Consider the following 20615-nt stretch of genomic DNA (forward strand, 5'->3'; position numbering starts at 1 on the left):
TGCTCTACCTCCGGGCCTTGAGCTTGCCAGCCTTGCCCCGATCCGCCGCAGCGCGGGTTTTGCCCGCAGGCGCGCGCTTTTTCAGGGCAGAGGGTTTGGCCGTGGGTTTCTTGGTGGCGACCTTCTGAGCGGCGGGCTTTTTCACCGCGGGCTTCTTTGCCGTCGCCGGGCGGGCGGAGGTGTCGCGGATTGCCTGCGCCTTGTCCGCAGCCGGGCGGGTGGAGGGGCGCTCCACCTGGGGCAGGCGCTGGGCGGCCTCCGGTCGGCTGATATCCTTGGCCCCCGTGCGATCCGAAAGTTGCCCGCGCAAGGCATCGCCCCGATCGGCCCCGGCCGGACGCGTCGCGGCCTTGTCCAGGGGCAGTTTCGAATCCCCCCCGGCATCGCGCCGCGCGGTGATCTTGTCCTGTGCGTCCCGCTTGCGGCCCTCATCGGGCTTCCAGCCCAGATCAGGCCGGTTGTTGCTGCCGATATTCACATCGCCATCAATGTCGATATCGATATCCGGGTTGTGGATGATCGGCCCACCGCCCCAGCCACCGCAATTGCGGCAGCCCCAATAGTCGTACCAATCGTCGTTATCGTCGAAGATCGCGTCGATCACCGCAAAGGTCCCGAAGATCAGCGCCCCGGTCAGGAGCGCATCGCCCAGCGTGTTGTCATAGACTTCATCCGGGTTGTATTCGGGCACATAGACCACTTCGGGATCCGTGGGGGTGATGACGACATTGTCGTCCTCATCCTGGGTCACGGCCTGGGCCTCGCCACTGATCAGGGCGCCGGTCTCGATGGCCTGATCGCGCAGGGTCTGCACCGCGCTGAGGACATCCTCGCTCTGGGCGAGCATGGCGGTGCCCACGGCTTCAGTCCATTCCACATGCTCAGCCATATCCGCCAGAACCGTGGGAAAGGCCGTGGCCAGTACCGTGACGCTCGGGTCCCACCCCTCGGCTTCGATGCTGGTTTTGAGGCTGTCGGGGTCCATTTCCGCATTGGTCAGAACGAAGCGATCCGCCTTGACCACGTCGAGCGGATAGGTCGCCGCCACGAGGATCTGGATCAGCAGAGTATCGGGATATAGCGCGACCGGCGCCATCAAAGTCTCAAGCTCGGCCTGGGTCAGGAGCGCGGCTTCGGCGGTCGCCGTCTCGGGCTCTGCGGTGGCTTGGGTGCTGTCCTGGGCGGGGACGGTGCCTGTCCAAAGGACCAAAGCCCCGCTCAGAAGAACGCTTTTCACGTGATGCATAGGACCCTCCCAAGACCGCTTGACCAAGCCTATGCGCAGTCTCGCGATCAGGGGAAGGAGAAACTGCCCGCGCACCCGGATGGGGGGCGCGGGCGAGTGCGTCAGCTGGCGGCGAATACCGCATAGGCCAGGAGCAGGCAGCACACCCATCCCACAAGAAACAGGAGCGGGCGCAGAGGCATCGCGGCCCAACCCATGATCATCCCTGCCGCATGGGCGACCCGGATCCAGAAGAAAGTGATGCAGGTCCAGAAGGTCAGCGCGGTGAACCCGTCCAGCCGGTCCAGCAGCAGCACAAGCACCGAAAAGGGCAGGGCCTGTTCCAGCAGGTTGAGATGGGCCCGGTGCGCCCGGTGGACCCATGGCGGAAACTGATCCAGCGGGGTGGGGCGCACGAAAGGCTCGGAGCCCGGCACGTCATACTTGTTGACGCCGACGATATACGGGATCCAGAGCGAGGCGGCGAGGATCATCAGGCAGGTGAGAATGCCAAGCTCGGTGGGAAAGCTCTCCATCAGTTTTCTCCTGCATGCGCAAAGCGCACGGTTTCACCGGATTCGAGCCATGTCTTGAGGCCCGAAGCAAAGCGCGCCCAGCCATCGGCGATGCCCTCCTGTCCCTCGGGAATGCCGTAATGCTCGATCGTCAGCTTGCAGAACGCGCCCTCGTCATCCACCAGGTATATGCAGCGCGAGGGGGCCATGTCGGGCCCGGCCCAGGAGGGTTCAAACGTCGCTTCGATCCGGCTCTTGGGGTCGATGGCGATGACCTCGGTGCGCACCATGGGCACGCCGGGCTGCATCTCGAACACCATACCGTCGCCCTTGGCGATCATGTCGCCATGGGCGGTCTCGGCGAGGAAGTGGTACTGACCCACCTGATCTGCCTCGGTCAGAGCGGACCAGAGCGCGTCGCGGGTGCAGCGGATAAAGGTTTGGCTCACGAAATCAGGTTTTGCATCCGGGGTCGTCATGGGGGCGGTTCCTTCAAGTTGTGCTTTCAAATTCAACACGCCGCGGGCGGCGGGTTTGGCGAGAAACGGATCGATCCACCGGTCGATGACCTCCTGCAGGGGTACCGCGTTCAGGTAGTGATACTTGAACCGGCCTTTTTTCACCGACACCACGAGGCCGGCCTCTTCGAGCAGTTTGAGATGTTTCATCACGCCAAAGCGCGTCATCTCGGCTGTCTCTTCGAGCTCTTGCAGGGACTGCCCGTCCTTCTGGCGCAGGCTGTCCAGAAGGGCGCGACGCGTCGGGTCATTGAGCGCTTTGAAGATCGCATCCATGGGGAACCTTATAGGTGATTAAATAGTCACGTGTCTAGATGGTCACGTTTTAAGTGCGTGATATTCTCTCATGCGGCACATGAGGTTTTGAGTGTAATAATTTGTTCTTGCGGGGTTTACTTCGCGGCGCGGCGGGCGCGTTCTGCGGCGGCCTTGAGCTCTTCCGCGATCTCAATCGCTTCGTCCGGGTCGAAATCGAGCGGCAACTCGACGCCCTCGGCCTCAACATAGATTCGCACCATCCCCATCGAGGTGGGGCCAATCTGAATATTCGCAGCGATGTCGCTTTGTTTGTCGATGCCCATGGCGCGTCTCCGTGATCTGAGCATCGCAGGTACTGCGCCGTGCAGCGGGGTTCAAGGGGGCATAGCTTGCTTGTGGCAAGCAAAAAGCGTGCCTTTGGCAAATGAAATACTTGCCGATGGCAAGCGAATCGCCTATCGCTCGGATCGAGACAGATCAGGAGACCTCCATGCCACGCGATGTTCCCACCCAGAGCCTGCCCCATGACACCATCGAAAACATGCGCGCCCTGAACCGGATCGTGACGCGGGCTTCCGGCGTGCTTAACCGGACCGTGCTCAACAGCGATCTGAGCCTGAGCGAGATGCGCGTGATCTATGAACTCGGCCTGCAGGACTGGGCGGCCCGGGCCCTGGCGCAGCAACTGGGGCTGGACGAGGGGTATCTGAGCCGCATCCTGAAACGCTTTGCGGATCGTGGCTGGCTGGAGCGGCGGCCGAGCCCCGAGGATGGACGCGTGGCGCTGCTGAGCCTGACCGCGAAGGGGGCGGAATGCCTCGAGGAGTTCGAGAATATCGCCCGCTCCAACGTTGCCGAAAGCCTCGCGGCGCTGCCCATGGCCGAGCAACCGGCGCTGGACCGCGCCATCGCGCGTCTCCGCCTGGCGCTCGGGGACAAGACCCTGCGGCTCGACGACGTTACCTTCCGCGACATGGAAATCGGGGATCTCGGCTGGATGACCCAGCGCCACGGAGAGCTCTACCGGATCGAGAACGCCTATGATCAGAGCTTCGAGATCCTTGTGGCCGAGATCCTCATCGCGTTTCTCAAAACCCGCGATCCGGCGCGGGAACGGGCGATCATCCCGGTCTGCAACGGGTTGAGCCTCGGCTCGGTCTTCTGTGTGCAGGGCCCGGCGCCGGACACCGCGCAATTGCGGCTCTTCGGGCTGGAGCCGAGCTTGCGCGGGCGCGGCCTCGGGCGTCGGATGATGGAGGAATGGCTCCGTTTCGCGCGCGGAGCGGGATACAAGCGCGCGACGCTCTGGACCCATGAAAGCCACGCGGCGGCGGGGCGGCTTTATGCGGCGGCGGGCTTTGAGATCACCGGAACCGAGGCAACTCGAAATTTCGGTCAGGATGTGGTCGTCCAGCAATGGGAGATGACGTTGTGACAGCCGCGAAGGGGGGCGAAAAACCGGCCCCGGAGGCGCATCAGCCTCTTGCAATCGCGCAGAGCCAAAGTTAAACCCCCGCAGCGTGCCGCCTTAGCTCAGTTGGTTAGAGCGCCTGATTGTGGATCAGGAGGTCCCCCGTTCGAGCCGGGGAGGTGGTACCACCCCCACCCGAACATGGTTGAACGATGCGCCCGGCGACACTCAGGCGGCTTTGCCATCCTGAAGTTGCGCGGCGAAAAACGCCTCGATCTCGGCCAGCAGCGGGTCGAGCTTGTCGGGCGCTTCCATCAGCACCTCATGCTCGCCGCCATCGACCATCACCAGCCGCCCATCGGGCCAATCGGCCATGCGTGTGTGGATCGGTGCCGTCAGCACGATCCGTTCATTCGTGCCCAGAGCCGTGAGGCAGGGCAGGGGCGGTGCGGGCCGGTTTTCGAGCCAGCGGCATTCGCAATGGGCCTCGTGGACCCATTGCATGGTCGGGCCGGCCACGGCGAAATCGGGCTCTGCCGTCAGATGGTCGATCATGAACTGGAACTCGCCCCGATCGGTCGTCAGCAGGTTGTCCTCGAACGGTGCGGTCAGGACATAGGGCTCGGATCCGGTGGTCGGCGCATAGGCTTCCCCCTGACCGGTCCAGCCCGCCAGTGTCCCGAGCAGCCCGGCCACGGGCCGCGCCCAAAGCGGAAACTGCACCCCCCAGAGGGGCGCGGAAAACACCACGCCCTTGACCGGCAGGTCCTGCATCACCGCGCGCAGACCGATGGCGCCGCCCATGGAATGGGCAATCAGAAAGTAAGGCTCCGGAAGGCCCGCATCCCGCGCGCAATCCAGCGCAGCCTGCACGTCCATCTGATAATCGGGGTATTTCCCCACATGGCCCTTGCGGCGATACGGCAGCAAACGGTCCGACAGACCCTGTCCACGCCAGTCGATCACAAGGCTGGAATAGCCCATCCCGGCCAGATGGGTGACGACACGCCCGTATTTCTCGGCCCATTCCGTGCGCCCGGGGAAGATCAGGACCGTGCCCTGATCTCCGGTCTCGTGCAGCGCGATGCGCAGGCGGATGTCGTCATCGGTCCGGACCCAGACCGCGCGCGCGCCTGCCGGAGCTTCGGCCAGATCGGCGCGATAGGGGGCCGGGTCCATGGGGTCAGCTCAGGGCGGCGCCGAGCTTCATGGCGGTGCCCATGTCACCGTCGAGCTTGAGCTTGCCGCCCATGAAGGCCGCCGTGGGGTTCACTTCGCCTTCCATGATGCCCTGGAATGTCTCGCGATCCGCCGAGAGGGTGCATTCTGCGTCGTCATCGCCTGCGCGGACCCCGTCCTCGTCGATCATGATGGCGCCTTCGTCCTCGATCACGAATTTCACGGTTCCGTCGAACCCGCCGCCAATGCGCTCTTGCAGGGCCGTAACGGCCTTTTCGATTACTTCGCTCATGGGCTTTCCCGTCGCTCCAAGTTGTGACTGCCGGGCTCTCGCTTTTTCCGGCGGTTGCATTACCATGGTGCGCATGATGACCGCGATAGTTCAACGCCTCAACGCTGCCTTGGCGGCAGGTTTTCTCACTCTGACGTTAGGTCTCGGCGGGCCGGCTGGCCCGGCTGCCGCGCAGGGCGCGGATGTGGCCGAGCTGCTGGAGCGATTGCAATCGCCCGAGCTGCAGAATTGGGAAGCGGTCGAGCGCCGGATCTACGAGGCCTGGTCGCAATCGGGATCGGCCTCGGCGGATCTGCTGCTGGACCGGGGGCGTCAGGCGCTGGAGGACGAGGATTTCGTCGCCGCGATCGAGCATCTGACCGCGCTCACCGATCACGCGCCGGGTTTTGCCGAGGGCTGGCACGCCCGGGCGACGGCGTTCTACCTGTCGGATCACTATGGCCCCTCTCTCTCGGATCTGCGCGTGGCGCTGGCCCTCAACCCGCAGCATTTCGGTGCGCTCGCCGGGGCGGGCCGCATCCTGATGGAGCTGGGCGAGACCGAGGCGGCGCTGACCGCTTATCGCGCGGCGGCTGCTATACATCCCCAACGCCCCGATATATCAGAGGCCATAGACCGGCTGGAGCGGGAGCAGGGCGGCCAACGCCTCTGATTCTGCGCGATCTGCGGGTTTGAACGGGTTTTCTGGGGACCTCCACATGATGCGACATGACGCGCGGATCACCGCGGTCCTCGGTCCCACCAATACCGGCAAGACCCATTACGCCATCGAGCGGATGCTGGGCTACCGCACCGGGGTGATCGGGCTGCCGCTGCGCCTTCTGGCGCGCGAGGTCTATGACAAGATCGTCGCTCTGCGCGGGCCCTCGGTCGTGGGGCTCGTGACCGGCGAAGAGCGGATCGTGCCGGACCGCGTGCAATACTGGGTCTGCACGGTCGAGGCGATGCCCCAGGAGATCGGCGCGGATTTCGTGGCCATCGACGAGATCCAGCTTTGTGCGGATCCCGAACGCGGCCATGTCTTCACCGACCGGCTGTTGCGGGCGCGCGGGCTGCACGAGACGATGTTTCTCGGTGCCGAGACCATGCGCAGCGCCATCGCCGAGCTGGTGCCCAAGGCGCAGTTCATGCGCCGTGAGCGTTTCTCCGAGCTGACCTATGCGGGCGCCAAGAAGATCAGCCGCATGAAGCCGCGCTCGGCCATTGTCGGGTTCTCGGTGGATAACGTCTATGCCATGGCCGAGCTGATCCGCCGCCAGAAGGGCGGCTGCGCCGTGGTGATGGGCGCGCTCAGCCCGCGCACCCGGAACGCGCAGGTCGATCTCTATCAGAACGGCGATGTGGATTACCTGGTGGCGACCGATGCCATCGGGATGGGGCTGAACCTCGATGTGACCCATGTGGCCTTCTCGGCCCTGTCGAAATTCGACGGGCGACGGATGCGCCCCCTGGCCCCGAATGAGCTGGCGCAGATCGCGGGCCGGGCCGGGCGTTACATGACGCCGGGGACGTTCGGCGTGACCGGCGAGGCGCCCGAGCTCGAAGAGGGCGTGGTCAACGCCATCGAGAACGCCCGCTTCACGCCCCTGCGCAAGCTACAATGGCGCAGTGCCGAGCTGCAATTCAGCCGGGTCGACCGGCTGATCGCCTCGCTCGAGGCCGTGCCGGATGATGATTGGCTCGTCCGGGCACGGGAGGCCGATGACCTCAGCGCGCTCAAGACCCTCGCGGCCGAGGCTGATATCGCCGCGCGTCTGTCGGATGCCCGCGATGTGCGTCTTTTGTGGGATGTCTGCCGGATTCCGGACTTTCGGGGCATATCCGGTGGCGAACATGCAGGTTTGCTCACGAATATCTTCGGCTTTCTGCATGATGATGGCAAAGTCCCCGAACCGTGGTTTGCGCGACAAGTCGCCCGAATTGATCGGACAGATGGCGACATTGACACATTGTCGAAACGCTTGGCCTATATTCGCACATGGACCTATGTGGCCCAACGCAAAGGCTGGGTGGAGCAGGATAGCCATTGGCGCGGCGAGACGCGCGCTGTAGAAGACCGCTTGTCAGACGCATTGCACACGGCGCTGACCCAACGATTTGTCGATCGCCGCACATCCGTGCTTCTGCGGCGGTTGAAACAGAAGGAGAGCCTGGTGGCCGACGTAAACGAAAAAGGTGAAGTGACCGTTGAGGGCGAGCTAATCGGCCGTCTCGAAGGGTTCCGCTTCCGCCAGGACAAGACCGCGACCCCGGAGGAGGCCAAGGCCGTCCGTGCGGCCTCTCTCTCTGCGCTGGCACCAGAGTTCCATCTGCGCGCGGACCGGTTCTACAACGCGCCCGATACCGAGATCGACTATACCGAGCAGGGGGGCCTCATGTGGGGCGACCAGGCGGTCGGCAAGCTCGTGAAGGGCGCGGACCCGCTCAAGCCCGCGGTTCAGGCCTTCGTCGATGACGAGGCGGGCGCCGATGTGGCCCAGAAGGTCGAGCGCCGTCTGCAGCATTTCATCGACCGCAAGATCGCGGCCCTGTTCGAGCCGCTTCTGGCCATGAGCCGGGACGAGGCGCTGACCGGTCTGGTGCGCGGCTTTGCCTTCCAGATGGTCGAGGCGCTGGGCGTTCTGCCCCGGGCCGCCGTGGCCCAAGACGTCAAGGCGCTGGATCAGGATGCGCGCGGGCTTTTGCGCAAGCATGGCGTGCGGTTCGGGCAGTTCACCATCTTTCTGCCGCTTCTGCTGAAGCCGGCACCGACGCGGCTGCGTCTGGTGCTGTCCTCGCTCTTCAAGGGGCGCGATGTCTTCCCCGAAAGCCCGCCCCCGGGGCTGGTGACGATCCCGGTGATCGAGGGCGTGAGCGCCGAGATCTACAGCGAATCCGGCTATCGATCGGCGGGTGCGCGGGCGATCCGTATCGATATGCTGGAGCGTCTGGCGGATATGCTGCGCGGCGTGGACACACGCGGCGGGTTCGAGGCGACACCGGATATGCTGTCGATCACCGGCATGACGCTGGAGCAGTTTGCCGACCTGATGCAGGGGCTGGGCTATGCGGCTGAGCGCTCGGAGCGGGCCAAGGTGAAACCCGCCCCGGCGGCGGATGCAGCCCCGGCCGGAGAGCCAGGCGAGGCGGCAGCGGAAGCCGAGACGCCGGTCGCCGAGGGGGAGCCTGCTGTTGCGGAGGGCGCTGCCGAAACCGATCTCCCTGCGGCTGAGACGCCCGCAGAGGCTGAGATGCCTGCAGAGGCAGAGGCCCCGGCGGCTGAAACGCCTGTCGAGGCCGACGCCACCGCCGACGACGCTGCGCAGGCAGATGCCGAAACACCCGAAGACGCCACCGCCGAGGCCGAGACCGCGGCAGAGCCCGCCGAGCCGGAAATGGAGGTTGTCTATACCTTCCGCTGGGCCCCGCGCCCGCGTCGGACCGACAACCGGGGTCGCAAGGGCGGCGGCGAGGCTCAGGCCCGCAGCGGCAAGCCCGGTGGCAAGCAAGGCGGCAAGCCTCGGGGCAAGGGGGCCGGTGGCAAGGGCAAACCCGGTGGACGCGGTCCGCGCGACACCAGTCCCAAGACCTATCAGTCCCGCCCGGACAAGAAGAAGGATCGCATCGATCCGGATAACCCCTTCGCCGCGGCTCTGATGGGCCTGAAGGACAAGTCCTGAGCAAGGCCGCACCGGGGTCCGGCGCGGCGGACGCGCCCGGACGACAGCGGCTGGACAAATGGTTGTGGTTTGCGCGGTTCTTCAAGACCCGCAGCCTTGCGGCCAAGCAGGTCAGCGCCGGGGCGGTGCGGATCAACGCGGTGCGCGTGACCAAGCCTGCGACCAGCGTGGCCACCGGAGATGTGCTGACTTTTGCTCAGGGGCGCGAGATCCGCGTCATCCGGGTGGAGGCCCCCGGCACCCGCCGGGGACCGGCCCCGGAGGCCCAGCTTCTCTATACCGATCTGACGCCAGCGCCTGAGCCCGACGCGCCCTTAGCGCCGCGCAAGGGGCCCCGACCGACCAAGAAAGATCGTCGCGCTTTGGATGAATCCCGTCGTCCGCCGCTTGAATGACCCGTCGCAAAACCTTAATGCAAGTGCAGCACACGAAGGAACGCGCCCATGACCTATGTCGTCACCGACAATTGCATCGCTTGCAAATACACCGACTGCGTCGAGGTCTGCCCCGTTGACTGTTTCTACGAGGGTGAGAACATGCTCGTGATCCACCCCGATGAATGCATCGATTGCGGCGTGTGCGAGCCCGAATGCCCCGCCGACGCCATCCGGCCCGACACTGAGCCGGACATGGAAAAATGGGTCGAGTTCAATCGCAAGTATTCCGAGGCCTGGCCGGTGATCATCACCAAGAAGGATCAATTGCCCGAGGCCGAAGAGCGCGACGGCGAAACCGGCAAGCTGGACAAGTACTTCTCCGAGGCACCGGGCGAGGGCGGCTGAATGATTCGCGGCGGGTGATCGCGCTAACGGCTGTACGGGCCCCGCTACGCGAGAAGTGAACGAAAATCGACCGAAACGGGTGGTTTCGGGGCACTCATCCCTGTGCAGGCGCAGCAAGTGCCTTCTCAAACCGCCTTTTTTTTGTTATATTGCGTTCATAATTGACGTGGAGAGACCACCCGAAACGCTTCAGCCTCGTGCCGTTGCGTTTTTTTTACCGCCGCAATTCGGGCAACTGGACGCCACCGCGCGACCACGTCCCCCTGCGGTCTGGGCGGCGCCACAAGCAGGAGTGAAAGTGCATGAGCAAAGCGAACAAATCCAACGACTTCCGCCCGAATGAATATGTCGTCTACCCCGCCCATGGCGTGGGTCAGATCGTCTCCATCGAAGAGCAGGAAATCGCCGGACTGACGCTTGAGCTGTTTGTGATCTCGTTCGAGAAGGACAAGATGACATTGCGGGTGCCGACCAACAAGGCGACCGAAGTGGGCATGCGCAGCCTGTCCAGCCCCGACATCGTCTCCAAGGCGATGGACACGCTCAAGGGCAAGGCCCGCGTCAAGCGCGCCATGTGGTCCCGCCGTGCTCAGGAATACGAGCAAAAGATCAATTCCGGCGACCTGATCGCGATTGCCGAGGTGGTGCGGGACCTGCACCGCTCGGACGACCAGCGCGAGCAGAGCTATTCCGAACGTCAGCTGTACGAGGCGGCGCTGGAGCGTCTGACCCGCGAAATCGCTGCAGTGAGCGGGGATGACGAGGGCAACGCGCAGAAGCGGATCGACGACGTTCTGGTTTCGCGCGCCGCTGCCTGATCCGGCCCGATAACGCATGAACAAGCCGTCCCTCGGGGCGGCTTTTTTCGTGGGGCGGGGCGCGTCAGACCAGCGTGGTCAGGACGGCGAGGGCGGCAATCTCGGCGACCTGCTGGGTCGCGCCGAGGATGTCACCGGTTTGCCCGCCGATCCGGGCCTTGGCCAAGGCCCCGACGATCAACGCCGCTGCGCCTCCGCTCAGGGCCAGCAGGGCCAGCGCTATGCCGCCCCACAATCCGGCGCAGATCCCGAGGGCCAAGGCGCAGGCCAGAAGCGCGGACCCGCGCGGCACCGCCCCCACCCGCCGCGAGAGGCCATCGCTGCGCGCAAAGGGCAGGACATGCATGACGCCGACCATCGCGCCGCGTGACAGGGCGCCAACGGCTACAAGGGCGGCGATCAACCCCCCGGGTCCCGCCGCATCGAGGACTGCCACAAGGCAGGCCCATCGCAAAATCAGGCTCAGCCCCAATGCGAGCACGCCGTAGGCGCCGATCCGGCTGTCGCGCATGATCTCCAGCCGTCGCGCGGGCTCCCACCCGCCCCAGAGGCCATCGGCACTGTCGGCCAGCCCGTCTTCATGGAGCGCGCCGGTGATCATCACCTGCAGCACCAGAACCGCCCCGGCCACTGGGCCCGGGGGCAGCCCCAGCGCGGCGAGTGTCCAGGCCAGCCCGCCCGCCAGCGCCGCGAGCCCGGCCCCGACCAGCGGATAGGCCCAGGCGGCTGTGGCGGCGCGGTCGCCCGCGCGGCTGTGATCCACGGGGACGGGCAGACGGCTGAGCAGGCTCAGGGCGAGGGGCAGATCGCGGAGATGCGGGCGGGACATCAGGGCCTCCGTCGGCTGTGGCGGACTGTCGCGTGGCGGGGGCGGTCCGTTGGGGTCAACAGTGCCGCCAAGACCCTCTATCGACAGGAAACCGCCCGGATGTCCAGCACAGCCCCGCAGACCGATGCCCCGTTCGACAGTCTGACCGCGTTTCGCGCAGTGCTGGCGCGGGCGCCGGGGCGCAACGGTCCCGCCGAGGCTCAGGCGCGGGCGCGCAACGACGTGCTGACCAAACCGCCGGGCGCGCTCGGCCGCCTCGAGGATCTGGCGATCTGGGTGGCGGCCTGGCAGGGCACGGACATGCCACGGATCGATACGCCGCAGGTGGTGATCTTTGCCGCCAATCACGGGGTCGCGGCCAAGGGTGTGTCGGCCTTTCCGGCGGATGTCACCGCGCAGATGGTGGCGAATTTCGAGGGCGGCGGCGCGGCGATCAACCAGCTCAGCGAGACCTTTGGCGCGCGGATGACCGTGCATCCGATCGACCTCGATCGGCCAACTGCGGATTTCACCGAAGGCCCGGCCATGACCGAGGCAGAGCTTGTCGCGGCCCTGCGCATCGGCTGGAACGCGGTGGATCCCGCCGCGCATCTTCTGGTGGCGGGCGAGATGGGGATCGGCAACACCACCGCCGCCGCGGCGATCTGCGCCGCACTCTATGGTGGCGCTGCAGAGGATTGGGTCGGGCGCGGCACCGGTGTCGATGCCGATGGGCTGACCCGCAAGGCGCACGCCGTGACCACGGCGCTGGCGGCGAACGCTGCGGCGCTGGGTGATCCGCTCGAGGTGTTGCGCTGTCTCGGTGGGCGCGAGCTTGCGGCCATGGTCGGCGCGATTGCTCGGGCGCGGGCCGATGGCATTCCGGTACTGCTCGACGGGTTCATCTGCTGTGCGGCGGCGGCTTGTCTCGCCGAGGCGCAGGACGGCGCGCTCGATCACGCGCTGGCCGGGCATCTCTCGGCGGAAGGCGCCCATGGCGCGCTGCTCGAGAAGCTGGGCAAGACGCCGATCCTGTCGCTCGGGCTGCGGCTGGGCGAAGGCTCGGGCGCGGCGCTGGCGCTGGGCGTGCTCAAAGGGGCCGTGGCCTGCCATTCCGGCATGGCCACCTTCGCCGAGGCGGGGGTCTCGGACGGCTGATCCCTAGCGCTTGGCGCGGGTGACGGCGGTTTCGGATTCCAGCGTGGCAAAGCGCTCGCTATGTCCGGTCATGCCTTCGGTCTCATCCAGCGTGCTGACCAATGCGGTTTCGAGATCGCGGTTCAGTTCCTTGGCGCGGGCGACATAGGCCTCGTTCTCGGTCACGGGCACGCCGGGTTTCCACAACACGGCCAGATCCCGCATCGCCTTGCGATCCATCCGAAAGAACGTGTGCTCGGCATCGGCCGCGTCGAACTCGCTCATCCCCATGTTCTCGAGCACGTAGCGCCCCGCCCGGAGCGAGCTGTCAAAGGTCTCGCGCACGATGTCATTGGCCCCCGCGGCATAGAGCTCATAGACATGCACCCGGTCGCGGGCGCGGGCCACGATATGCAGATCCGGGCGCATCCGACGGGCATAGGTGACCAGTTTCAGCACCGCCTCCCGGTCGTCCAGCGTCACCACCAGCACCCGCGCCTTGTCGAGCCCCGCCGCATGCAGAAGCTCGGGCCGGGTCGGGTCCCCGAAGAAGCCCTTGAACCCGAAGCGCCGCATCAGCTCGATCATCTCCAGATCATGGTCGAGCACCGTGGTTTTCATGCCGGTCATCTGCACCATGCGGTTGACCACCTGCCCGAACCGCCCGATCCCGGCGATGATGATCGGCTGCTGCTCGTCGATCTCGTCATCGGGGCGCTCGGGGCCGCCGCTGTCCTGCATGCGGGCGCTGACCTGATCGTAGACGATGAAGAGGAGCGGGGTGAGCAGCATCGAGAGCGCCACCACCAGCAGGAGTGTCTGGCTGATCTCGCCTGGCAGGACATTGGTGTTTACCGCAAAGCTGATGAGCACGAAGCCAAACTCCCCCGCCTGCGCGAGGCTGAGGGTAAAGAGCCAGCGGTCGCGCCCGCGGATCTTGAAGAGCAGGGCGAGGAACAGCAGGATGATGCCCTTCACGGCCATCAGGCCAAGGGTCAGGCCGAGCAGCAGCAAAGGCTGGCCAAACAGGACCTGAAAGTTGATCCCGGCCCCGACGGTCAGGAAGAAGAGGCCCAGCAGCAGCCCCTTGAAGGGTTCGATATCCGCCTCGAGTTCGTGCCGGTACTCGGAATTGGCCAGCACCACACCGGCGAGGAAGGTTCCCAGCGCGGGGGACAGGCCGAGGATCAGCATGATCGAGGCCACCCCCACCACAAAGAGAAGCGCCACCGCCGTGTTCATCTCGCGCAGCCGCGCGCCGTGGATGAACTTGAAGACCGGCCGTGTCAGGTAGTGCCCGCCCAGCACGATGGCCAGAATGGCCGAGATCGTCACAAGGGTGACGCCCCAACCCGGCAACTGTTCGAGGAAATGCACCACGGCGCTGGCGGAATGATCGCCATGCCCGGCCCCGTGACCACCCTGGGCGGCGGCCTCTTCGGCCACATGCATGCTGCCATCGGGGGCGGCGGTCATCCCGATCAGACCGGCTGCGGCCCCCCCCTCGACCGTGGCATGGGGCAGGGCCGACAGCGCCAGAAGCGGCATGAAGGCCAGCATCGGGATCACCGCGATATCCTGCGTCAGCAGCACCGAGAAGGCGTTGCGCCCGCCCGGGGTCTGCATCAGCCGTTTTTCGTTCAGCGTCTGCAGCACGATCGCGGTCGAGGACAGGGCCATGATCATCCCGATCGCCAGCGCCACGGGCCAGGCAAAGCCCAGCAGAATACAGCCCCCCATGATCGCGGCCATGGTCAGCCCGATCTGCAGCCCGCCAAGCCCGAGCAATCGGTCCCGCATGTCCCAGAGCGCGCGGGGTTCAAGCTCCAGCCCGATCAGGAACAGCATCATCACCACGCCGAACTCGGCGAAATGCTGTAACTCGTTCACATCCGAGCCGATCAGGCCGAGCACCGGCCCGATCACGATCCCCGCCAGCAGGTAGCCCAGAACCGAGCCGAGCCCGAGCCGCACGGCAAGTGGCACGGCAATCACGGCCGCCAACAGAAAAATGCTGGCCTGGATGAGGAATTCGGTCATGGAAACTTCCTAAGGGATCGTTCGGCCCGCAACGGGCCGCGATGGGATATGCGCCGTCTCACTGTAACGGGGATGCGCTGCGGGTAAACCCGCACGGCTGTCCCACGCGCCCTTTGGCAGCAAGTGCCTATCCGCGCGGCATCTCCAGCGTGATGTTGCGTCCGCCCTTGGTGTATTGCAGCGAGGTCTCGCCAATCGCGCCGACCCGGCCCCCGTCCACACGGTCGCCGACCTCGACCTTCACATAGCGGCCCGAGGCCAGACGCACGAGCGCCCGGCGGCTGTTCGGGGTGCCATAAACGCCGATCAGGTTGATCCGGTTGAGGCGCAGCGCATCCTCGATGGTGGCCTGCCGGGCCACCGAGGCCGTGGTCGGGATTGTCGGGGCCGTCTCCTGCTGCGGCGCGGGGGCTGCGGCGGCGAAAGACGCGGTGGAGGCCGCGGCGACGCCCCGGTTCTGACCGGTTGCGGGCTCGGCCGTGGCGACCCGGGCCGCCCGGGCTGCGGCCACAAGCTGTGCGAAATTGCTCGGGCGCTGGTCCGGATAGACCGAGCGCGCCATGGCGTTGGCGGGAACGGCCTCGGGGGTTTCGGCGGCGGCCAGCTCCTGGATCGAAGCGGGGCGCGGGGTCGGGGTAAGCCCGGCCAGCTCAGCCCGGCTGCGTCCGTCAAGTTCCGCGCGCTCCTGCAATTCGGCGACGTTTTTCGGACGCGGCGGCGGGCGCTGCGACGCGAGCTCGGCCAGTCGCAGGTCTTCGGTTGTGGTCACGGGCGTGATCTGTGGGCGCGGACTCGGACGTGTGCCGGGTTCGGAGAAGACCAGCACGCCCTCGGGCGTCAGAGCCCCCTCGGGGGTCGGCGTGACGAACCCGTCCGCGCTCAAATCGAAGAACTGCCCGGGCGCCACAGGGGGTTGCGGCGAGACCGGGCGCAGGTCCTGGCTGTCCATATAGGCGGGCAGGGCGAGCGCGTCCTCGATCGCCACATCCCGGTCCAGCGCGGCCACGTAGAGATCCCCGATCACCGTCGGTGCGATGGGTTGCAGGGGATCCGGGCTGCGTTGCCAGATGCCGCTGGCAGCATAGCGTGTCTCGGTTTCGATCAGGGGCGAGCGCAGGTCGCGCGCCGCGACGGGCGGTTCCGCATCGTTGGTCTGCGCGGGCGGGGCCGTGGCGGGCAAAGCGGGTGACGCGGGCGCTTCGCTGACCGCCACCGGCGTGGTTGTTGGGGCGGCTGCCGGGGCCGGGGCTGGTGCTGGAGTGCCGGGCACCGTGGCTTCCTCCCCCTCGGCAACCTCCTCGGGGGTGGGCAGCGCATCGAACCGGCTGACCACGGGCGCAGGGGCGGCGGGCTGCGGCGGGCCGTCGGTCATCGCCGTGATCGCGGGGGTGCCCGGTTGCTCTGTCGGCTCAGGGGCGGCCTCGGCGATTACGGGCGGGGCAGTGTCCTCTGCCGTGTCAGGCGCGGGCGTTGGCGTGGCGTCGGCCCGCTGTGTTGGCGCGGGCTCCGGGGCGGGCGATGCCTCGTCGATCGCCTGCGGTGCCGCGCCTGTGCTGACCACATCATCCTGTTCCAGGACGGCGGCTACGACCCCGACAAGCACCATCGCCGCCAGCAGCGCGAGGGTCAGGATCAATCCCAGCGAGCGCGAGCTGCGTTTCGCCGGGGCGGCCAGTTCCGCCAGTTTCTCGGCCGCGACCACGGCTTCGGGCGGGGCTAGCTTGGCTGCCGCGTCCGCCCGGGCCCGGGGCGGGGCCGGGGCGACCGGAGCAGGTATCTCATCCACAGATGAGGGCGCAGGCAGATCCGACTGGACCTCCACCGGGGCGGGCGTTGCCACCGCTGGTTCCGGCGGCGTCAGATCCGGGTCTTGGGACGGCTCCGGCGCGGGTTCGGGCGGTGCCGCGGTTGCGACCGGTGCGTCGGCCTCGGGCGGTGGGGCCACGCTTTCTGTCGGGGGCTGGGACGCGGCCCGTGCACCGACCCAATCCGTCTCGCCCAGAATGACGACCGGGGCCATGTCCCGCTCCAGCGTTTCGGTGGGCGCCAGCAGATCCGGCGCGAGCCGGGTCGTGCCGAACATCGCCTCGCCCGAGAACGCACCCTTGGGCGGGACGGCGGCAAAACAAACCGGTTCGAGCCCATGCTCGGTGGCAAAGGCCTCGGCCTCGGCCAGGGTCTCGCGGGCGACCACGGCGACCTGCGCCTCGCCTTGCGTGACCACGTAATCATAGCAGAGCTCGTCCATGGCATAGGGCGTGCGGCCATCGAGCCGTTCCCGGATCACCGCGTCGTAATCGGGACCCGTGACGCCCTCGACCGAGATCCTGTCATAGAGGATTTCGCTGTTCGGCAGGACCAGCTTGGTGATCAGCGGCCCCAGCTTCTGGGCTTTGGCGATCTCCAGCGCGCGGGTGCGCAGCGCGGCCAGCTCGCCCGCCACATCCGTGGCCGTCAGCAAGACCTCGCCGACCCGCAGCCAGCCATCGCTGGTGCGGTGACACAGTACCAGACCATCCTGGGACAACAGAAGCGCAAAGCTCGGCTTCATCGACCTTGTCGCAGCTCTTGCATCATCCACCTCCTGTGGCCACCTTGTACCGTGTTTACGCCAGTGATGGAAGGACACTTGCCCTTTTCGCGTGCTGGTTTGTTCTGCCCCAAGGAGGCCATGATGCGCCGTTTTTCTCCTGTTTCCCGCCCGTTGGTGCTTTGCGCTGCGCTGCTCGTGGTGCTCGGCCTGAGCCTGCCTGCGCAGGTGGCGCGTGCGGCCGACGAGCCGGGGCTGCTGAATGTGACCGGCACCGCGCAGATCCCTGCGATTCCCGATATGGCGACGATCCGTATCGGCGTGGTCACCGAGGACCGGCGTGCGGATCGGGCGCTGGCCGGGAATGCGAGCCAGATGTCGGCGGTGCTCACCAAGTTGCAGGGGTTCGATGTCGCGCCCCGGGACCTGCAGACCTCGGATCTGTCCCTGAGCCCGGTCTATGAGCCCGGGCAGGATTACCGCGGTCAGTCCCGCCGGATCGTGGCCTTTCGGGCGAGTAATATCCTGACCGTGCGGGTCCGTGACCTAGAGCGTCTGGGCGAGATCCTCGATGCCAGTGTCGGGGATGGCGCCAACAGCTTTGGCGGGTTGAGCTTCGGGGTGCAGGCCCCCGGCCCGCTGGAGACCGCCGCCCGCGAGGCGGCGATGAAAGACGCGCTGGCCCGGGCCGAAACCCTCGCCACGGCGGCTGGGGTGGGGCTTGGCCCGATCCGCTCCATCACCGAGCAGGGCGGATTTCGCGGCCCGCAGATGATGCGCGCCGAAATGGCGGTGGCCGATGCGGCGGTGCCCGTGGCGGCGGGCGAGGTGTCGATGTCCGCGACGGTCTCGCTCGTCATCGAGCTCGCGCAGTAACCCTGCGACAGGCGCGCGCCGCGCGGATGCGCCGTGTCCGGGACCCGTCACAAGGGGTCCGGAACACGGCAGCCCCGTGGACGGCGGCACATCTGGCGACCAAGGTCTTGCTCGGATAGCCGCGCGCGCGGGTTACGCCCGGGCCGGGCCGAAAAGATCACGCGGGCTCAGGTCAGGCACCTGTCCAGGCAGGCCAGCCAGTTTTCGCGCGCGAGCTTGGCGATCAGGGCCGCGTCATAGCCATGGGCGCTCATCGCCGCAAAGAGGCCGCGCACCCCGGTCACATCCCCGATCAGATCCGGCAGGATACACCCATCGAAATCCGAGCCGAGCCCCACATGGTCCTCGCCCAACTCGGTGATCAGATGATCGAGATGCCGCAGCATCACGTCCCAGCCCATGTCACTGTCTGAGCGGCCATCCGCGTTGAGGTAGAAGGTCGCGAAGTTCAGGCCGACCATCCCCTTGCGTTCGCGGATCATGTGCAATTGCCGGTCGGTCAGGTTCCGGGGACTGTTGCAGATCGCATGGGCGTTGGAATGGGTGGCCACCAGCGGCGCTTGCGAGACCGCGGCCACGTCGTCGAACCCCTTCTCGTTGAGATGGGACAGATCGATCATGATCCCCAGTTCGTCGCAGAGCCGGATCAGGTCCTTGCCGGTCTCCGTCAGACCGGGGCCGATATCCGGGCTGCCCGGAAAGGCCATGGGCACTCCGTAGCCAAAAATCGTGTCCCGGCTCCAGACCGGGCCGAGCGACCGCAGGCCCATCTCGTGAAAAAGGTAGAGCGCGTCGAGATCGGGGCCGATCGCCTCGGCCCCCTCCAGATGCATGACCCCGGCAATCCGCCCGGCGGCCATGGCCGTGCGGATCTCCGGGGCGCTGCGGCACAGCTTGAACTCGTCGGGCGCGGACCGCTCCATCCAATGCAGCAGCCCGGCCATGGTCAGGGCATCTGGCCGGGCTTCGGCATGGGTCATTTGGGGCGGCATAGGCATGGCATAGGGCGGGTGCGCCATGAGCGCCTTGAAATCGGGCGGCTTCCCGGCCCCGAGCGGGGGCACGAAGATCGCGAACATCCCGCCCGCGAACCCGGCCTCCTTCATGCGGGACAGATCCATATGCCCCATCTCGCCCGTGCCGAGCCAGGTCTCGTCGCGCGGGGCGGGGGTCTTCATCAGCCGCAGAACGAAATCGTTATGGCCATCGAAAAAGGGAATGGGCGGGCTCATGGCGTGGCATCCTCGGCTGTAGTCGCGGCGATCCGGGCATCCACCTCGCGCAGCAGCGCGCTGCAATGGGCGTCCTCGATCCCGAACTGACAAAAGTGATCCACGATGCTCGCGAGGTAGTCGCGGCTCGTGCCGAGCAGCCCGGCCCCCGTGGCGAGATAGCGGAGTTGCCTATCCCGGCAGATATCGCTGAGAATGACCGCCTCGCCATGGTCGGCGACAAAAACCAGCGCAGAGACCGTCTGGTCGGCGAGCACGACCGGATGCAGGATCGGCAGGTAGCCGGGCCCGATCATCTCGCGCCGAAACAGAATCTCGGTTTCGATCTCGACATCCGCCGCGGCGATGCGAAAGGCCAGCCCGTCGCAGCCCGGGCCGTCATCCAGCGCCGCCATCAGCCCCGGGGCCTCTTTCGTGCCGCGTCCGCCCTTGTCGTCGAGCAGGATGAGCCGGCGGGCATAGCCCTCGAGCCGTGCGCGGCGCAGCTCGGCAAAGCGCAGCGCCGGGTCCCACATCAATGAGCCATAGCCGAAGATCCACAGATCCCCGTCATGCCCGGCGAGGGCGTCGCGCCGGATCGCCTCGCGCTCGGCATCCGAATAGACCCAGTCCCGCAGGTCGGTGAGATGCGGATGCGCCTGCAGCAGCGCCTCGACATCGAAGGTGCGAAAGAACGAGGTTTCAGGATCCGCAATCTGCCCGCGCAACTCGGGGTGGTGGGCGAAAGGATCGGAAGGATGGGTCAATCGGGGTCTTTCTCGAAATGCCCCTCACCTTCGCGCATCTCCATGCAAAGGTCGACACCTTCCATGGCGCCCGGAAAGGCGGCGGAGACCGGCCGGTCCACGAACCCCATCCGCCGATAGAGCGCATGGGCATGGTTCAGCGACTGGTGCGTCGACAGGAAGAACCGCGCATAGCCCGCCGCGCGGGCCTCGGCCAGCAGCGCCTCCAGAAGCTGCGTGCCCAACCCGTGGCCCCAGCCCTCCGGACGGACAAACATCCGCTTGATTTCCATATCCGTCTCGGAATGGGCGAAATAGGCCACCGTGCCCATGGGCTGCCCGTCCAGGCGGGCCAGCAGCAGGCAGCCCGTTGGCGGCCCGTATTTGCCGGGCAGACCCGCAAGCTCGGCGTCGAGATTGGCAAAGACCGACGGGTTCTCCGTCTGCGGGTCGCGGCCTGTCGCCTCGGCCACATGCGCCATGGCAAAGTGGTAAAAGCCGCGCACCAGATCCCGTACCGCGTCGAGATCCTCCGCAGATGTGGCGCGGGAGATCGAGACCGTGGCGGTGGAGGGGGGTGTCGACATGGGCAATGTTTCTTCTGTCTGCG

General features: G+C 66.5%; 20 protein-coding genes and 1 tRNA gene. 9 read left to right on the forward strand and 12 right to left on the reverse strand.

The features are described from left to right. Nucleotides 1-4: 4 nt before the first annotated feature. The 4 genes from ACP15I_RS00150 to ACP15I_RS00165 form a co-directional block, all read right to left on the reverse strand. Nucleotides 5-1246 carry a DUF3300 domain-containing protein gene (locus ACP15I_RS00150; RefSeq protein WP_424973376.1) on the reverse strand — a complete coding sequence of 414 codons (1242 nt, stop codon included), beginning with the start codon at nt 1244-1246 and terminating at the stop codon, nt 5-7. Between the two features lie 101 nt (nt 1247-1347). Further along, nucleotides 1348-1761, reverse strand: coding sequence for an MAPEG family protein (locus ACP15I_RS00155; protein ID WP_424973377.1), 414 nt, complete (start codon nt 1759-1761; stop codon nt 1348-1350). After that, nucleotides 1761-2534: an ArsR/SmtB family transcription factor gene (locus tag ACP15I_RS00160; protein WP_424973378.1), complete on the reverse strand. Its 774-nt coding sequence runs from the start codon at nt 2532-2534 to the stop codon at nt 1761-1763. Before ACP15I_RS00160 ends, ACP15I_RS00155 begins: the two co-directional genes overlap by 1 nt. Before the next feature lie 116 nt (nt 2535-2650). Then, the gene (locus ACP15I_RS00165; protein ID WP_424964928.1) at nt 2651-2839 is read right to left on the reverse strand and encodes a DUF6324 family protein; all 189 of its coding nucleotides are present in this window, start codon (nt 2837-2839) and stop codon (nt 2651-2653) included. A 167-nt stretch (nt 2840-3006) separates the two neighbouring features. Between ACP15I_RS00165 and ACP15I_RS00170 the strand changes: the two genes are divergently transcribed. Continuing rightward, entirely contained in the window at nt 3007-3951 is a 945-nt protein-coding gene (locus tag ACP15I_RS00170) for a GNAT family N-acetyltransferase (RefSeq protein ID WP_424973379.1), read from the forward strand. A gap of 87 nt (nt 3952-4038) precedes the next feature. After that, nucleotides 4039-4115: transfer RNA gene (locus tag ACP15I_RS00175), tRNA-His, on the forward strand. A 40-nt stretch (nt 4116-4155) separates the two neighbouring features. Here the strand turns inward: ACP15I_RS00175 and ACP15I_RS00180 are convergent. Beyond that, nucleotides 4156-5106, reverse strand: coding sequence for an alpha/beta hydrolase (locus tag ACP15I_RS00180; protein WP_424973380.1), 951 nt, complete (start codon nt 5104-5106; stop codon nt 4156-4158). 4 nt (nt 5107-5110) lie between these two features. After that, a complete protein-coding gene (locus ACP15I_RS00185; RefSeq protein WP_424964925.1) occupies nt 5111-5398 on the reverse strand; it encodes an SCP2 sterol-binding domain-containing protein in 288 nt (95 codons plus the stop codon). Between the two features lie 76 nt (nt 5399-5474). Between ACP15I_RS00185 and ACP15I_RS00190 the strand changes: the two genes are divergently transcribed. From ACP15I_RS00190 to ACP15I_RS00210, 5 genes are all read left to right on the forward strand, one after another. Beyond that, a complete protein-coding gene (locus ACP15I_RS00190) occupies nt 5475-6050 on the forward strand; it encodes a tetratricopeptide repeat protein (RefSeq protein WP_424973381.1) in 576 nt (191 codons plus the stop codon). 49 nt (nt 6051-6099) lie between these two features. After that, on the forward strand, nt 6100-9057 hold the full coding sequence (locus ACP15I_RS00195) for a helicase-related protein (RefSeq protein WP_424974096.1): 2958 nt from the start codon (nt 6100-6102) through the stop codon (nt 9055-9057). Between the two features lie 50 nt (nt 9058-9107). Continuing rightward, the gene (locus ACP15I_RS00200) at nt 9108-9452 is read left to right on the forward strand and encodes an RNA-binding S4 domain-containing protein (protein ID WP_424974097.1); all 345 of its coding nucleotides are present in this window, start codon (nt 9108-9110) and stop codon (nt 9450-9452) included. Nucleotides 9453-9500: 48 nt separating this feature from the next. Next, on the forward strand, nt 9501-9839 hold the full coding sequence (fdxA, locus tag ACP15I_RS00205) for a ferredoxin FdxA (protein WP_424964923.1): 339 nt from the start codon (nt 9501-9503) through the stop codon (nt 9837-9839). A 302-nt stretch (nt 9840-10141) separates the two neighbouring features. Beyond that, entirely contained in the window at nt 10142-10657 is a 516-nt protein-coding gene (locus ACP15I_RS00210; protein ID WP_424964922.1) for a CarD family transcriptional regulator, read from the forward strand. Between the two features lie 64 nt (nt 10658-10721). Here ACP15I_RS00210 and ACP15I_RS00215 read toward each other — a convergent pair whose 3' ends face one another. Beyond that, nucleotides 10722-11486 carry an adenosylcobinamide-GDP ribazoletransferase gene (locus ACP15I_RS00215; protein ID WP_424973382.1) on the reverse strand — a complete coding sequence of 255 codons (765 nt, stop codon included), beginning with the start codon at nt 11484-11486 and terminating at the stop codon, nt 10722-10724. A 99-nt stretch (nt 11487-11585) separates the two neighbouring features. Here ACP15I_RS00215 and cobT point away from each other — a divergent pair, with 99 nt between their 5' ends. Next, entirely contained in the window at nt 11586-12623 is a 1038-nt protein-coding gene (gene cobT / locus ACP15I_RS00220; RefSeq protein ID WP_424973383.1) for a nicotinate-nucleotide--dimethylbenzimidazole phosphoribosyltransferase, read from the forward strand. 3 nt (nt 12624-12626) lie between these two features. Here cobT and ACP15I_RS00225 read toward each other — a convergent pair whose 3' ends face one another. Both ACP15I_RS00225 and ACP15I_RS00230 read right to left on the reverse strand, forming a co-directional pair. After that, the gene (locus tag ACP15I_RS00225) at nt 12627-14642 is read right to left on the reverse strand and encodes a cation:proton antiporter (protein ID WP_424973384.1); all 2016 of its coding nucleotides are present in this window, start codon (nt 14640-14642) and stop codon (nt 12627-12629) included. Between the two features lie 127 nt (nt 14643-14769). Next, nucleotides 14770-17193 carry a hypothetical protein gene (locus ACP15I_RS00230; RefSeq protein WP_424973385.1) on the reverse strand — a complete coding sequence of 808 codons (2424 nt, stop codon included), beginning with the start codon at nt 17191-17193 and terminating at the stop codon, nt 14770-14772. 123 nt (nt 17194-17316) lie between these two features. On the opposite strand from ACP15I_RS00230, the gene ACP15I_RS00235 reads away from it, so the two are divergent. Next, nucleotides 17317-18048, forward strand: a complete 732-nt coding sequence (locus tag ACP15I_RS00235) for an SIMPL domain-containing protein (protein ID WP_424973386.1) — start codon at nt 17317-17319, stop codon at nt 18046-18048. Nucleotides 18049-18215: 167 nt separating this feature from the next. On the opposite strand, the gene ACP15I_RS00240 is transcribed toward ACP15I_RS00235, so the two are convergent. The 3 genes from ACP15I_RS00240 to ACP15I_RS00250 are packed head-to-tail and all read right to left on the reverse strand — an operon-like array spanning nt 18216 to nt 20592. Continuing rightward, nucleotides 18216-19280 (reverse strand): dipeptidase, encoded by a 1065-nt coding sequence (locus tag ACP15I_RS00240; protein WP_424973387.1) that lies wholly within the window; start codon nt 19278-19280, stop codon nt 18216-18218. Then, the gene (locus ACP15I_RS00245; protein WP_424973388.1) at nt 19277-20026 is read right to left on the reverse strand and encodes a gamma-glutamylcyclotransferase; all 750 of its coding nucleotides are present in this window, start codon (nt 20024-20026) and stop codon (nt 19277-19279) included. Before ACP15I_RS00245 ends, ACP15I_RS00240 begins: the two co-directional genes overlap by 4 nt. Then, nucleotides 20023-20592 (reverse strand): GNAT family N-acetyltransferase, encoded by a 570-nt coding sequence (locus ACP15I_RS00250; protein ID WP_424973389.1) that lies wholly within the window; start codon nt 20590-20592, stop codon nt 20023-20025. The genes ACP15I_RS00245 and ACP15I_RS00250 overlap by 4 nt, the downstream gene beginning before the upstream one ends. Nucleotides 20593-20615 lie beyond the last annotated feature (23 nt).

The sequence above is a fragment of the Dinoroseobacter sp. S124A genome (genome assembly GCF_049801015.1).
Classification (GTDB): Bacteria; Pseudomonadota; Alphaproteobacteria; order Rhodobacterales; family Rhodobacteraceae; genus Dinoroseobacter.

Bases quoted from the DNA above. Each gene is read 5' to 3' on its own strand.
- ACP15I_RS00150 (WP_424973376.1), bottom strand. From the start codon at position 1,246: ATGCATCACGTGAAAAGCGTTCTTCTGAGCGGGGCTTTGGTCCTTTGG.
- ACP15I_RS00155 (WP_424973377.1), bottom strand. From the start codon at position 1,761: ATGGAGAGCTTTCCCACCGAGCTTGGCATTCTCACCTGCCTGATGATC.
- ACP15I_RS00160 (WP_424973378.1), bottom strand. From the start codon at position 2,534: ATGGATGCGATCTTCAAAGCGCTCAATGACCCGACGCGTCGCGCCCTT.
- ACP15I_RS00165 (WP_424964928.1), bottom strand. From the start codon at position 2,839: ATGGGCATCGACAAACAAAGCGACATCGCTGCGAATATTCAGATTGGC.
- ACP15I_RS00170 (WP_424973379.1), top strand. From the start codon at position 3,007: ATGCCACGCGATGTTCCCACCCAGAGCCTGCCCCATGACACCATCGAA.
- ACP15I_RS00180 (WP_424973380.1), bottom strand. From the start codon at position 5,106: ATGGACCCGGCCCCCTATCGCGCCGATCTGGCCGAAGCTCCGGCAGGC.
- ACP15I_RS00185 (WP_424964925.1), bottom strand. From the start codon at position 5,398: ATGAGCGAAGTAATCGAAAAGGCCGTTACGGCCCTGCAAGAGCGCATT.
- ACP15I_RS00190 (WP_424973381.1), top strand. From the start codon at position 5,475: ATGACCGCGATAGTTCAACGCCTCAACGCTGCCTTGGCGGCAGGTTTT.
- ACP15I_RS00195 (WP_424974096.1), top strand. From the start codon at position 6,100: ATGCGACATGACGCGCGGATCACCGCGGTCCTCGGTCCCACCAATACC.
- fdxA (WP_424964923.1), top strand. From the start codon at position 9,501: ATGACCTATGTCGTCACCGACAATTGCATCGCTTGCAAATACACCGAC.
- ACP15I_RS00210 (WP_424964922.1), top strand. From the start codon at position 10,142: ATGAGCAAAGCGAACAAATCCAACGACTTCCGCCCGAATGAATATGTC.
- ACP15I_RS00215 (WP_424973382.1), bottom strand. From the start codon at position 11,486: ATGTCCCGCCCGCATCTCCGCGATCTGCCCCTCGCCCTGAGCCTGCTC.
- cobT (WP_424973383.1), top strand. From the start codon at position 11,586: ATGTCCAGCACAGCCCCGCAGACCGATGCCCCGTTCGACAGTCTGACC.
- ACP15I_RS00225 (WP_424973384.1), bottom strand. From the start codon at position 14,642: ATGACCGAATTCCTCATCCAGGCCAGCATTTTTCTGTTGGCGGCCGTG.
- ACP15I_RS00230 (WP_424973385.1), bottom strand. From the start codon at position 17,193: ATGAAGCCGAGCTTTGCGCTTCTGTTGTCCCAGGATGGTCTGGTACTG.
- ACP15I_RS00235 (WP_424973386.1), top strand. From the start codon at position 17,317: ATGCGCCGTTTTTCTCCTGTTTCCCGCCCGTTGGTGCTTTGCGCTGCG.
- ACP15I_RS00240 (WP_424973387.1), bottom strand. From the start codon at position 19,280: ATGAGCCCGCCCATTCCCTTTTTCGATGGCCATAACGATTTCGTTCTG.
- ACP15I_RS00250 (WP_424973389.1), bottom strand. From the start codon at position 20,592: ATGTCGACACCCCCCTCCACCGCCACGGTCTCGATCTCCCGCGCCACA.